The 12,467-nt window shown below is 63.4% G+C and carries 11 protein-coding genes; 6 read left to right on the top strand and 5 right to left on the bottom strand.

From position 1 onward, the window contains the following. Positions 1–3: 3 nt before the first annotated feature. Genes QM801_RS12260 through QM801_RS12245 form a run of 4 tightly spaced genes read right to left on the bottom strand, consistent with a single transcriptional unit; the run spans position 4 to position 3,799 of the window. Positions 4–1,026, bottom strand: a complete 1,023-nt coding sequence (locus tag QM801_RS12260) for an aldo/keto reductase (protein WP_415019495.1) — start codon at positions 1,024–1,026, stop codon at positions 4–6. Between the two features lie 25 nt (positions 1,027–1,051). After that, on the bottom strand, positions 1,052–1,909 hold the full coding sequence (locus QM801_RS12255) for a sugar phosphate isomerase/epimerase family protein (RefSeq protein ID WP_415019494.1): 858 nt from the start codon (positions 1,907–1,909) through the stop codon (positions 1,052–1,054). Beyond that, the gene (locus QM801_RS12250; protein ID WP_415019493.1) at positions 1,899–3,038 is read right to left on the bottom strand and encodes a dihydrodipicolinate synthase family protein; all 1,140 of its coding nucleotides are present in this window, start codon (positions 3,036–3,038) and stop codon (positions 1,899–1,901) included. Before QM801_RS12250 ends, QM801_RS12255 begins: the two co-directional genes overlap by 11 nt. Positions 3,039–3,040: 2 nt before the next feature. After that, on the bottom strand, positions 3,041–3,799 hold the full coding sequence (locus tag QM801_RS12245) for a 3-ketoacyl-ACP reductase (protein ID WP_415019492.1): 759 nt from the start codon (positions 3,797–3,799) through the stop codon (positions 3,041–3,043). 97 nt (positions 3,800–3,896) lie between these two features. Between QM801_RS12245 and QM801_RS12240 the strand changes: the two genes are divergently transcribed. Genes QM801_RS12240 through QM801_RS12230 form a run of 3 tightly spaced genes read left to right on the top strand, consistent with a single transcriptional unit; the run spans position 3,897 to position 7,842 of the window. Further along, complete coding sequence (locus QM801_RS12240; protein WP_415019491.1) at positions 3,897–5,489, top strand: GMC family oxidoreductase; 1,593 nt, start codon at positions 3,897–3,899, stop codon at positions 5,487–5,489. A 3-nt stretch (positions 5,490–5,492) separates the two neighbouring features. After that, entirely contained in the window at positions 5,493–7,070 is a 1,578-nt protein-coding gene (locus tag QM801_RS12235) for an acyl CoA:acetate/3-ketoacid CoA transferase (protein ID WP_415019490.1), read from the top strand. Then, complete coding sequence (locus QM801_RS12230) at positions 7,063–7,842, top strand: enoyl-CoA hydratase/isomerase family protein (protein ID WP_415019489.1); 780 nt, start codon at positions 7,063–7,065, stop codon at positions 7,840–7,842. Before QM801_RS12235 ends, QM801_RS12230 begins: the two co-directional genes overlap by 8 nt. Positions 7,843–7,866: 24 nt before the next feature. Here the strand turns inward: QM801_RS12230 and QM801_RS12225 are convergent, their stop codons facing one another. Then, positions 7,867–8,511 (bottom strand): TetR/AcrR family transcriptional regulator, encoded by a 645-nt coding sequence (locus tag QM801_RS12225; RefSeq protein ID WP_415019488.1) that lies wholly within the window; start codon positions 8,509–8,511, stop codon positions 7,867–7,869. Positions 8,512–8,777: 266 nt separating this feature from the next. Between QM801_RS12225 and QM801_RS12220 the strand changes: the two genes are divergently transcribed. From QM801_RS12220 to QM801_RS12210, 3 genes are all read left to right on the top strand, one after another. Beyond that, positions 8,778–9,887: a sugar ABC transporter substrate-binding protein gene (locus QM801_RS12220; RefSeq protein WP_415019487.1), complete on the top strand. Its 1,110-nt coding sequence runs from the start codon at positions 8,778–8,780 to the stop codon at positions 9,885–9,887. A gap of 112 nt (positions 9,888–9,999) precedes the next feature. Then, positions 10,000–10,953, top strand: coding sequence for an ABC transporter permease (locus QM801_RS12215; protein WP_415019486.1), 954 nt, complete (start codon positions 10,000–10,002; stop codon positions 10,951–10,953). Between the two features lie 6 nt (positions 10,954–10,959). After that, positions 10,960–12,465, top strand: coding sequence for a sugar ABC transporter ATP-binding protein (locus QM801_RS12210; RefSeq protein WP_415019485.1), 1,506 nt, complete (start codon positions 10,960–10,962; stop codon positions 12,463–12,465). Positions 12,466–12,467 lie beyond the last annotated feature (2 nt).

The following is a 12,467-nucleotide window of genomic DNA, read 5'->3' as shown; positions in this document are numbered from 1 at the left end:
CTATCAGGCCTTCGGCACCGGCGCATCCTCGCGCAGCAGCTTCTCGTGCTTCAGTTCCTGCCAGAAGGCAGGCGGAATGGGGTGGCTGACGAGCGCGATGTTCTGGTTCATCTGCTCCACGTTGCGCGTGCCCGGAACATGCGAGGCGACAGCCGGATGGGCGAGCAGGAATTGCAGCGCCGCCGCCGGCAACGGCACCTTGTGGCGGGCGCAGACGGCCTCGATCTTCTTCACCTTCTGCATGATGGGCTCGGGAGCTGGCGCATAGTTCCACTTGGCCCCGGGCACGGCACCCGTCGCCAGGATGCCGCCGTTGAAGCCGCCGCCGATCACAATCCCTGTGCCGCGGCGCTCGCAAAGCGGCAGAAGGTCGTTGAGCGCTTCCTGTTCGAGCAGCGTGTAGCGTCCCGCCACCAGCAGCGTATCGAAGTCGCCCGCCTTCATGAAGTCGAGCATCACTTCCCAGTTGTTGACGCCCACGCCGATGGCCTTCACCAGACCCTGTTCGCGGAGTTCGATGAGGGCGCGGTAGCAGCCGTCCATGGCCTGCTTGAAGTAGACCTTCTGCATCTCCGCCCCATGGGTGAAGACGTCGGCGTCATGGATGAAGAGAATGTCGATGTGCTCAAGGCCGAGGCGCTGGAGTGAATCCTCGAAGCTGCGCATGGTGCCGTCGTAGGAGTAATCGAAGCGGCATTTGAAGGGTGCGCCATTCACCCACGGCGTGAAATCGATGTCCTTGCGGCGGGCGGCCTTCAGCACGCGGCCCACCTTGCTCGAAACAACGAATTCATCCCGCGGGCGCCAGCGCAGATAGTGGCCGAGGCGGAGTTCCGAGAGGCCGTGGCCGTAGTAGGGCGCGGTGTCGTAGTAGCGCATGCCCGCATCCCAGGCACGGTTGATCATCGCCGCCGTCTCCTCTTCGGAGATGGGCCGGAGGAAGTTGCCGATGGGGGCGGCGCCAAAGCCCATGTCGGTGATGTCGAAGCCGACGCGGCCGAATTTCCTGATCTTGATGGCTGACATGATGTGATCCTCCGCTGCTCTTGTTTTATGTTGCTGTTGAAAAGCGCTCCCGGCAGGCCTGCAGCGTCTCGGCCATGGGCCGACGCCACCAGTTCTGCGCCGAGAAGATTTCGACTTCGACCGCACCCGTATGGCCCGCCTCTTCAAGTGCCGTGCGCAAGCCACGGATGTCGATGATGCCGTCGCCCATCATGCCGCGGTCGTTGAGAACATCGGTGGTCGGCACCAGCCAATCGCAGACATGAAAACCAAAAATGCGTTTCTCGCGGCCCGCGCGGGCAATATCGCGTCGGATGTTGGGGTCCCACCAGACGTGATAGCAGTCGATGATGGTGCCCACCTGCGGCTCGTCCGTCTTGCCCTCGATCATCTCGCACCAGTCAAGGGCTTCGGAAAGCAGGGTGAGACAGGAACGGTCGGCGGCATAGACGGGGTGCAGCGGCTCAAGCCCGATCTTCACGCCAGCTTTCCGGCCATGCTCCATGAGTTCGCCGCAGGCCTCGCGTACCTGACGCCGGGCATCCTCGATATCCTTCGAGCCTTCGGGCAACGAGCCCACCACCATCACGAAGACCGGCGCGCCAAGCACGGCGGCATCGTCGATGGCCTGCTTGTTGGCGGCGATGTTTGCGCGGTACTGCGCGACAGTGGCCGCCGGAATATAGGGGCTGCGGCAATAGCCGGAGAGCTTCAGGCCTGCGTCACGAATCTGCCGCGCCACGGCGGACACATCGAGGTCCTTGGTGTCCCGCCGCCAGGGCGAGATCATGCCGAAACCGGCGCGCGCCACAGCCTCGATCACCTCATCGATGGGCGCCTGGAAACCCAGGGTCGCCGTGTTGATGGAGCAGATCTCCGGGTGGCGGGCGAGGTCACGCACCATACAGGTTCAGCAGCTTTCTCATGCGGGCGGTGGCAAGGTCGGGGTCGCGGAGCAGCCCCGCCTGGTCGGCGAGCTTGAAGCAGTCGATGAAGTAGGGCAGGGGCCGCATCGCCTGCGCACCGTTCACCATGACGAAATGATCCTGGTGGCCGTTGAGCCAGGCGAGGAAGACAATGCCCGTCTTGTAGAATTGCGTGGGCGCGCGGAAGATGAGACGCGAGAGCGGAACGGTGGGGGCCATCAGCCTGTCGTAGGTGGCGCGGTCACCGCTCGCGAGCGCCGACAGCGCAGCCGACGCCGCAGGCGCAATCGCATCGAAGATGCCAAGCAGGGCATGCGAGAAGCCTTGTGCATCACCCGCGATCAGTTCGGGGTAGTTGAAGTCGTCGCCGGTATACATCTTCACGGAGGCCGGCAGGCGACGGCGCATCACCACTTCCTTCTGGTCGTCCAGAAGCGAGATCTTGATGCCGTCCACCTTGGCGACATTCGCGTTGATGACGGCGAGCGCGGTCTCCAATGTCTGCTCGAAATGGTCCGCGCCCCAGTAGCCCTTGAGGGCGGGATCGAACATCTCGCCGAGCCAGTGCAGGATCACCGGATGATCCGCTTCCGACAGCACGCGCGAATAGACCTTCACGTAGTCGTCAGGCGATTTCGCCACCTTCACCAGCGCCCGGCTTGCCATCAGGATGACGCGGCCGCCGAGCTTCTGGATGGCGTGAAGCTGCTGCAGGTAGGCGGCAGTCACATCATCGAGAGAGCGCGCATCCTGCGGCGCAAGATGATCGGTGCCGCAGCCCGAAGCAATGAGGTGAGCCCGGCTGCCCGCATGGGCGAGCGACTGGCGGACGAGTTCAAGCGCGCTCGGCCAGTCCAGCCCCATGCCACGCTGCGAGGTGTCCATGGCCTCAGCAATGCCGAAGCCGAGGTCGAGAAGGTGCGTGCGGAAGGCCAGGGTCTTCGCCCAGTCGATGGCGGGCGGGCCGGAGGGATCGGCATTGGTGAGGGGATCGGCGACCACATGGGCCGCCGCATAGGCCACGCGATTGAAGGGCCTTGCAGGCGCCGATTCCGGCAGCGGCTTGCCGTGCAGGATGTAGTGGCCGTTGGGGAAGACGATCTGCATCGCTAGTACCTCACCGTCAGAAGCCCGCCATCCACCTGGATCGGCTGGCCCACCGTATAGGGCAGGAGGCCAGACGCCAGCGTGAGCGCGATCCGCCCCACTTCTGCAGGCTGGCCGAAGCGCTTCACCACCGTCAGGCCGTTGTCGATCAGGGCATCGTACTTGGCCTTGGAGGGCGCGGTCATGTCGGTCTCGATGAAGCCGGGCTGGATTTCATAGACGCCGATCCCCTCGTCTGAGAGGCGGGAGGCGAAGAGTTTCGACATCATCGAGGCGGCCGCTTTCGACATGCAGTATTCGCCTCGCGCGATCGATACGGCCGTGGCATTGGCCGAGGTGATGGTGATGATGCTGCGATGGTCTGTGCTCTTCACCTTGAGCAGGCGCTTCGCAAAAGCCTGGGTGAGGAAGAAGGTGCCGCGTGCATTGACGCTCTGGCAGCGGTCGTAGCTTTCGGTCGTGACGTCGAGCAGGTCGCCCCGTGACATCACCGAGACCCCGGCATTGTTCACAAGCGTGGTGAGGGGGCCGATGGCCGCTTCCGCCTCATCGAGGACGCGGGCATGGGAGCCAAGGTCGCCGATGTCGGCCTTGATGGCGGCAGCCTTCCGGCCCATTCCTTTCAGCTCCTTCGCCACAGCCTGAAGGTCTTCTCCCGCCTCCACGTCAGCCACCGCCACGTCGAAGCCCGCGGACCCCAGCGCAAGGGCAATTGCCTTGCCAATACCGCGTCTTGCGCCGGTGACCAGAGCCTGTCCCATCTCGGATTTCCTCACTATAAGAGACGCTGCAATTCGCTCTTGAATGCACGAACTAGTTAGTTATATGTTGGGGCCTGTCGCGAAGCAAGGGGCAAACATGGCCGGGTATGATTACATCATTGTGGGCGGCGGGTCTGCCGGATGCGTGATGGCCGCCAGGCTCAGCGAAATGGCCGATGCGCGCGTCCTGCTGCTCGAAGCGGGTCCCCGCGATACTGACCCCTACATCCATCTGCCCGTGGGCTTCGCCAAGATGACCTCGGGCAAGCTGCTGTGGGGTTATGAAACGGCACCGCTCAAGCACGCCAACAACCGCACCGCCGTTTATCCGCAGGCCCGCGTGCTGGGCGGCGGCAGTTCCATCAATGCGGAAATCTTCACGCGCGGCTGCCCGGAGGACTACGACACCTGGGCGAACGAGATGGGCTGCACGGGATGGTCGTGGAACGACCTCAGGCCCTATTTCATCAAGTCGGAAGGGAACACGCGGCTGAAAGGACCGGACCACGGCACCGATGGCCCGCTCGCCGTGTCCGATCTCCGCTCCCACTCACCGCTCTCCGATGCCTTTGTTGATGGTTGCGTCGAGATCGGCATGCCGCGCAAGGATGATTTCAATTCCGGCGATCAGGCCGGTGCGGGGCTCTATCAGACGACAACGAAAAACGGCCGCCGCTGCTCCGCCGCGGTGGGCTATCTCAAGCCCGTCATGGGCCGCGCAAATCTCACCGTGCGCACCGGCCTCATGGTGAAGCGCATCGTCGTCGAGAACGGCCGCGCCAAGGGCATCGAGGTGATCGACAATGGCGCCGTGCAGCGCATCGATGCCGACCGGGAAGTGATCGTCACGGCGGGCGCCATCGGATCGCCCAAGCTGCTGATGCTCTCCGGCATCGGCCCTGCCGCGCATCTGACATCGGTCGGTGTGCCGGTGGTGCATGATCTGCCCGGCGTGGGCCAGAACTTCCACGACCATTTCTCCACCGACGTGATCTGGCAGCTGAAGGGGCCGTACTCCTACGACAAATACAAGAAGCCCCACTGGGCCGCACTTGCAGGGCTCCAGTATCTCCTGATGGGCAATGGTCCCGTGAGTTCCAACATCGTGGAGGCCGGTGCCTTCTGGTGGGGCGACCGCACGGAGAAAACACCCGACATCCAGTTCCACTTCCTCGCCGGTGCGGGCGTGGAGGAGGGCGTGGGCTCCGTGCCCGGCGGCAATGGCGCCACCTGCAACAGCTATCACGTGCGCCCGCGCTCGCGCGGTTCCGTCACGCTCCGCTCCAACCGCCTCGAGGATGCGCCCATCATCGATCCCAATTCCTTCGCCGAACCCTATGACCTCGAGCGTCATATCGACGGCATCAAGATCACCCAGGAGGTGGGCCGCTCGAAAGCCTTCGGCCAATATGTGGAGCGGGAACATTTTCCCGGTACCGCCTGCAAGACGAAGCAGGATTACATCGACGTTGCCCGCAGCAATGCCCGCTCGTCCTATCATCCCGTCGGCACCTGCAAAATGGGCGGCGATGCGATGGCGGTGGTCGACATCCACTGCCGGGTGCGCGGCATCGAGGCTTTGCGCGTCTGCGACAGTTCCATCATGCCGCAGGTCGTTTCTTCCAACACAAACGCGCCCACGATTGCTATTGCTGAAAAAGCTGCGGACCTGATCCGCGGCAACAGGTGACGAATGCCCAAGATTGTTTCTGCCGCCGAAGCCGTGCGCCACATTCCCGATGGCGTGATCGTTGCGGTCAATTCCTCCTCCGGCCTCAATTGCCCGGACAGCATTCTCGCCGCCATGGGCGAGCGCTTCGACCGTGAGAAATCCCCCGGCAACCTCACCATGATCCACCCGATCGCGGCCGGCGACATGTTCGGCATCAAGGGCATCGGCCACATCGCCAAGCCCGGCATGATTTCCAAGGTGGTGGCAGGCTCCTATCCGTCGGGCCCTTCCACCGCCGAGCCACCGCAGATCTGGCAGATGATCACCGGCAACGAGATCGCCGCCTACAACATTCCGTCGGGCATCGTCTTCGACATCATGCGCGAGGCGGGCGCCAAGCGCCCCGGCGTCATCACGAAGGTGGGTCTCGGCACCTTCGTTGATCCTGACCACGAGGGCTGCGCCATGAACGGCCGCGCCGCCGCACAACCGATCGTGCGCAAGATCACGTTCGAAGGCGAGGACTGGCTGTTCTTCCCCACCATCACGCCAAAGGTCTCGATCATCCGCGGCTCCACTTGCGACAGCCGGGGCAACATGACCTTCGGCCAGGAAGGCGCCTATCTCGGTGCCATGGAACTCGCCCTTGCCGCCCACAACAATGGCGGCATCGTCATCGCGCAGGTGCGAAAGATCGTCGGGAACGACACCATCAAGCCGCATGACGTGCATGTGCCCGGCATCCTCGTCGACTACATCGTGGAAGCCCCGGACCAGTGGCAGACCACGCAGACGCCCTATGACCCTGCCATCTCGGGCGAGGAGCAGCGGCCGCTGTCGTCCTTCGACCTCATGGAGTTCGGCACCGGCAAGGTGATCGCGCGGCGCGTGGCGCAGGAACTGCGGGCCGGCTGGGCCGTGAACCTGGGCTTCGGCGTTTCGGCCAACGTGCCCCGCATCTTCATCGAGGAAGGCCTGCACGGCCAATGCACCTGGGTTCTGGAGCAGGGGCCGGTGGGCGGCGTGCCGCTGCTCGAATTCCAGTTCGGCTGTTCCTCCAATGCCGAGGCCTTCGTGCCCTCGGCCCACCAGTTCACCTATTTCCAGGCGGCGGGCTTCGATTGCTCGCTGCTCTCCTTCCTGCAGATCGATCCCGATGGCTCGGTGAACGTCTCGAAGCTGGCGGCGCGGCCGCATGTGACGGCGGGTGCGGGCGGCTTTGTCGACATCACCGCCCGGGCCCGCCGCATTGTCTTCTCCGGCTTCTTCAATGCCGGGGCCAAGATGCAGGTGGCGGACGGAAAGCTCGTGATCGAGAAGGAAGGCAAGGTGAAGAAGCTCACCAAGGCCCTCGACCAGATTTCCTTCTCGGGCAAGCGCGGCAAGATGCAGGGGCAGGACGTGACCTATGTCACCGAGCGCTGCGTCATGAAGCTCACGCCGAACGGCATCATGGTGACGGAGATTGCCCCCGGCGTCGATCTCCAGACCAACGTTCTCGATCAGTCCGAATTCCCGCTGCTGGTTGCCTCCGGTCTCAAGACGATGGATGCTGCGCTTTTCAAGCCGGACAAGCTGGGACTGAGGCTTCATGATTGACACAGGCGACAGCCGCATCGAACTCACGGTGGAGGGGCACCTCGCCACCATCCGCATCAACCGCCCCGACAAGCTGAACGCCCTCGACTACGGCATGGTGCAGGCGCTGGAACGCGCCGCCCTTCTTGCCGATGGCGAGAGTGCCGTCCGCGCCGTGATCCTGACGGGCGCGGGCGAGAAATCCTTCTGTGCCGGTGGCGACATCGAGGCCTGGTCAAGCTGGCCGCCGGAAGAGTTTGCGATGAAGTGGGTGCGCCTCGGCCACCGCGCCTTCGATGCGCTGGCGCGGCTCCGTCATCCCGTCATCGCCGCCATCAACGGCCACTGCCTGGGAGGCGGACTTGAACTCGCCGTCACGGCGGACATCCGCATCGCGGAAGAGCACGTGAAGTTCGGCCAGCCAGAATCAGGCCTCGGCATCATCGCGGGCTGGTCCGGCACGCAGCGGGCGGTGCGCCGCTTCGGCGTGCAGACGGTGCGGCGCATGGCGCTCGCAGGCGAAATCTTCACCACCGAGCAGGCGCTGGCCCTGGGCCTCACCGACAAGGTGGTGGCGAAGGGCGAAAGCCAAGCCGCCGCGAGGGCGATGGCTGAACAGATCGCTGCCCGCAGTCCGCAGGCGACCCGTCTCACCAAGCTGATGATGAACATGGCGGAGGGGGAAGAGCGTGAAGCGGCAGCCGAGGCGTTGGGCGGCTTCGTCGCCGCCGCCAGCACCGACCTTGCCACGGGGCTCGAGGCCTTCCGGAACAAGCGCAAGCCGACGTTCTGAGTGGAGCGGGTGTTGCGCCTGCCCTCAAAAGTGTTCGGGGCGGCAGACCAGCCGGATGATCGTTTCGATGTTGAACTGCAGGCGCTGTTCCAGTGCGGCTGGGTCCATCAGGTCGCGCTCGAAGACGATGGATCCGGTGAAGCGGTTGGTGAGGTAGTAGTAGCCGATCGCCGCGATGGTGATGTTGAGCTGCACCGGGTCCACCCCGGGGCGGAACACGCCTGACTCCTCGCCGCGCTCCAGGATCTTTGCCACCATGTTGACGAAGCGGCGGCTGACCACCTTGATCGCTTCCGACTTCTTCAGGTGGCGGGCGCGGTGCAGGTTCTCGCTGTTCACCAGCGTGATGAATTCCGGATTCTTGATGTAGTAGGTCCAGGTGAAGCGCACGAGCGTTTCCAGCGCCTGCCTCGGCTCGAGGCTGTCGAGCTGCAGCCGCTGCTCCGCATTGCGGATGTCGAGATAGGCCTGCTCCAGCACGGTCTGGAACAGATCGTCCTTGCTGCCGAAGTAATGATAGAGCATGCGCTTGTTGGCTTGCGCGCGGTCCGAGATTTCATCGACGCGGGCGCCGCCGAGGCCGTTCTTGGCGAACTCCGCCTTGGCGGCCTGGAGCAGGCGGCGCTTGGTTTCGTCCGCATCACGTACCTTGACCTTCTTGTCCATCATCCATCTCCCCGCGGTTCCGAGTGACGCGCCGTCGCATGTGGCCTGAGTCGCCTGCCGTCCTGCGTAGCCCAGAAGGTTGCACAGGCCAATTCATTCAAAACGGCAAACCTTCCGGTTGAGCAAGCCCCCGCTGTTGCACGGTCAACAGATGAGACTTGACTCCCGACCCGAATAGTATGTAACCAGTTAGTGCAAAAAACAATCCTGTTTTGCCGCCGACCGGCAAAACAAGAGCGCTCAACGTGGATTGAAAGGGAGGTTCTCAAATGTCCAATTTCATCAAGACCTACGTGCAACAAGAGAAGATCAATCGCCGGAACCTGCTGCTCGCGACGGCAGCCGGCCTGACCACCGCGGCCATGCCGCGGGCCTTTGGCCCCGGTGCCGCAATGGCCGACTCCGGAGGCTGGGCCCTGGCCTGGAGCTACCGTGACCGCGCCTCGGCCTACTGGAATGCCATCGTCTCCGGCGGCGAGGCCTACACCGAAAGCCTCGGCCTCAAGAAAGAGGACATGACCAACCTCATCAACGAGGGCTCGTCCGAAAAGTCGCTGGCCGACATCAAGGCCTTCCTCGCCAAGAACAGCGGCAAGGCCGCAATTGCCTGCGACGCGAACGACAGCCCCAACGCCCGCCCGGTGGCGGAAGCGGTGCGCGATGCCGGCGGCTACATCTCCACCATCTGGAACAAGACCGATGACCTGCATCCGTGGGACATCGGCGACAACTATGTCGCCCACATCTCGTGGTCGGGCGAGAAACCCTCGGCTGAAGCCGCCAAGATTCTCTTCGAGGCCATGGGCGGCGAAGGCGGCGTGGTTCACCTGGGCGGCATTCCCGCCAACATCCCCGCCATCGAGCGCTTCAACGGCCTGAAGACGGCGATGAAGGACTATCCCAAGATCGAGCTGCTCGACTCCCAGCCCGCCGATTGGGACACGACCAAGGCCGCAGCGCTGATGTCCAGCTACCTCACCAAGTACGGTGACAAGATCAAGGGCGTGCACTGCGCCAACGACAACATGGCCTATGGCGTGCTGCAGGCCCTGAAGGCCGAAGGCATCTCGCTCCCCGTCACCGCCTTCGACGGCAACCCGGAAGCGGTCGACATGGTCCTGAAGGGCGATCTCCTCGCCACCGTCTTCACCAACCCGCATTGGGGTGGCGGCATTGCGCTTGCTCTCGCCCACCAGGCAGCGATCGGCAAGTTCAAGCCCTCGGACGAACCGAAGGAGCACCGTGAGTTCTACGGTCCGTCGATCCTCGTCACCAAGGCCGACGCCGAGAACTTCAAGAAGACCTATCTCGACTCGACGCCGAAGTATGACTGGACCGACAAGTGGGGCCTCTCGGCCGGCCAGATCCAGTACAAGTAACCGGTTACACGACATGGAGGACGGCACCCCGGGTGCCGTCCTCAGTCATAGAAACGCCAAAGATCAGATGGGATCATTCCGGTAAAAGGGGCGGCTTCCGGTGCACAACATCATGACGAGGGAAAACCTGCTGAAGTGGGCGCCGCTGCTGGTGCTCCTCGCACTCGTCCTCTTCTTTTCCGCCATCAACCCGAATTTCCTCTCGCTGCGAAACTTCGCGCGCCTCTCGATCGTCGCCTCGCCCGCCCTCATGGTGGCGGTGGGCGTCACCTTCATCATCATCATGGGGTCGATCGATCTCTCCATGGAGGGAGCGGTCTCGGCCCTTGCCGTCATCTTCTGCTATCTGCTGGTCTGGCTGGGCGGCTCCGTCGCCGGCATCGGCTTCCTCGCCATTCCGGCGATCCTGCTGCTGGGTTTCCTCGTGGGCGCGGTGAACGGCCTCATCCATGTACGGCTGCGCATCCCGTCCTTCATGAGCAGCCTCGCCATGGGCTTTGTCGGCACCGGCGCTGCCGTGCTCATGACCGGAGGAAACATCGTCAAGATCGATGACGAGGTCTTCCGCTCGCTCCTCACCTACCGGGTCCTGGGTTTCCCGCTCATGGCCTATGCCGCCTTCGCCTTCCTGCTGCTGGGCTGGGTGATCCAGTCCTACACGCGGCTCGGGCGCAACTTCTATGCGGTGGGCGGCGGCGAGGACCTCGCCCATGCCTCCGGCGTGAACGTGAAGCGCGTGCGGGTGTTGGGTTTCGCGCTGGCCGGATTCTATTTCGCCATCGCCGGCCTGCTGCAGGTGGCGAAACTGGGCCAGGCCGAGTCCGTCACCGGCTCCAACCTCATGTTCATCTCCATCACCTCCGTTGTGGTGGGTGGTGTCGCACTCTGGGGCGGCATCGGCGGTGTGTGGAACGCCTTCGTCGGCGTGCTCATCGTCGCCGTCATCAACAACGGCATGATCGTGATCGGCATTCCCGACTTCATCCAGGATGGCCTGCTGGGCCTTCTGGTCATCATCGCCGTCATCCTCTCGACAGACCGCCGCTCGGTTGCCTTTGTGAAGTAGCCCGCCATGTACGAGATGCAGAAGATCGAGAAGAAGTTCCCCGGCGTCCACGCCCTGAAGGCGGTGGACTTCGCGGTGAAGCGCGGCGAGATCGTGGGACTGGTGGGCGAGAACGGCGCCGGCAAGTCGACGCTGATGAAAGTGATCTACGGCGCCTATTCACCCGATGGCGGCAAGATCCTGAAGGACGGCAAGGAGGTCCGCTTTGCGAGCCCCATCGATGCGCTTCAGGCCGGCATCGGCATGGTGTTCCAGGAGCAGTCGCTGATCCTCAATCTTTCGGTGATGGAAAACATCTTCCTCGGCAACGAGGCGCAGTTCCGCCGGGCCGGGCTCATCAACTGGTCGGCGATGGCCGACGCTGCGCGCCAGCAGCTGAAGAAGGTGAAGCTCGACATCGATCCGGCCCGCAAGACCTCGTCGCTCTCCTTTGCCCAGCGCCAGCTTGTGGAACTGGCGAAGGTGCTGACATTGGAAGAGCGCGTGACGGGCGATCTCGTCATCCTGCTCGATGAGCCCACCTCGGTGCTCTCGAAGGAAGAGGTGGAACTGCTCTTCGGCATCATCCGCGACCTTACCAAGCGCGCCTCCTTCATTTTCGTCTCGCACCGCATGGACGAAGTGCTGGCCATCTCCGACCGCATCTACGTGATGAAGGACGGCATGGTGGTGGACGTGGTGGCCAAGGGCAAAGCCACCATCGAGGACATCCAGCACAAGATGGTGGGACGCGCCGTCGACAAGGAATATTACCGCGAGCGCCGCCGCAAGCCCTTTGATGAGAACAAGGTTCTGGTCGAACTCGACAACGTCTCGCTGCCGGGTCGCGTGCGGGACATCTCCTTCAAGATCCACGCGGGCGAGGTGCTGTGCCTGGTGGGCGCAGAGGGCTCGGGCCGCGAAGGCATCGTGCGCGCCATCTACGGCATGATCACGCCCACCGCAGGCACGCTCAAGATTAAGGGCCAGGCCCTGCAACACGTGTCGCCGCGCGCCGCTGCGGAGTCGGGCGTCGGCTACGTGCCGCGCGAGCGCAAGGTCGAAGGCATCGTCAACGGCATGAATGTCTACGAGAACATGACGCTCTCGCAGCAGTCGCGTTTCTCGAAGGGGGGCATCCTCAACATCGCCGCCGAGAAGACGCTGGCACGGGATTGGATCAGGAAACTGTCGATCAAGGCCTCGTCCGAATTTGCCGATTGCGGCAATCTCTCGGGCGGCAACCAGCAGAAGGTGGTGCTCTCCAAGTGGCGTTCCGGCGGTTCCGACATCATGCTGCTCGATCATCCCACCCGCGGCCTCGACATCGGCGCCAAGGAAGATGTCTACGAGATGATCCGCGACATGTGTGATGATGGCGTCGGCATCCTGCTGGTGGCGGATACCTTCGAGGAGGCGATCGGCCTCGCCCATACCATCATCGTCGTGAAGGACGGCCGCATCCAGAAGCGCTTTGAGCAGGGCGAGGCAGTGCGGCCCACGCCCTTCGATCTCCTGCATCACATGGCATAGGA

It is taken from the genome of Aestuariivirga sp., from assembly GCF_047600585.1.
Lineage (GTDB): Bacteria > Pseudomonadota > Alphaproteobacteria > Rhizobiales > Aestuariivirgaceae > Aestuariivirga.
Note: the sequence above shows the minus strand (reverse complement) of the source record. Positions and strands in the feature narration are given on the sequence as shown.

What these genes read in the sequence shown, in the direction of transcription:
- QM801_RS12210 (WP_415019485.1), top strand. Translation starts at nt 10,960, where the DNA reads ATGTACGAGATGCAGAAGATCGAGAAGAAGTTCCCCGGCGTCCACGCC.
- QM801_RS12250 (WP_415019493.1), bottom strand. Translation starts at nt 3,038, where the DNA reads ATGCAGATCGTCTTCCCCAACGGCCACTACATCCTGCACGGCAAGCCG.
- QM801_RS12255 (WP_415019494.1), bottom strand. Translation starts at nt 1,909, where the DNA reads ATGGTGCGTGACCTCGCCCGCCACCCGGAGATCTGCTCCATCAACACG.
- QM801_RS12225 (WP_415019488.1), bottom strand. Translation starts at nt 8,511, where the DNA reads ATGATGGACAAGAAGGTCAAGGTACGTGATGCGGACGAAACCAAGCGC.
- QM801_RS12230 (WP_415019489.1), top strand. Translation starts at nt 7,063, where the DNA reads ATGATTGACACAGGCGACAGCCGCATCGAACTCACGGTGGAGGGGCAC.
- QM801_RS12215 (WP_415019486.1), top strand. Translation starts at nt 10,000, where the DNA reads ATGACGAGGGAAAACCTGCTGAAGTGGGCGCCGCTGCTGGTGCTCCTC.
- QM801_RS12235 (WP_415019490.1), top strand. Translation starts at nt 5,493, where the DNA reads ATGCCCAAGATTGTTTCTGCCGCCGAAGCCGTGCGCCACATTCCCGAT.
- QM801_RS12220 (WP_415019487.1), top strand. Translation starts at nt 8,778, where the DNA reads ATGTCCAATTTCATCAAGACCTACGTGCAACAAGAGAAGATCAATCGC.
- QM801_RS12245 (WP_415019492.1), bottom strand. Translation starts at nt 3,799, where the DNA reads ATGGGACAGGCTCTGGTCACCGGCGCAAGACGCGGTATTGGCAAGGCA.
- QM801_RS12260 (WP_415019495.1), bottom strand. Translation starts at nt 1,026, where the DNA reads ATGTCAGCCATCAAGATCAGGAAATTCGGCCGCGTCGGCTTCGACATC.
- QM801_RS12240 (WP_415019491.1), top strand. Translation starts at nt 3,897, where the DNA reads ATGGCCGGGTATGATTACATCATTGTGGGCGGCGGGTCTGCCGGATGC.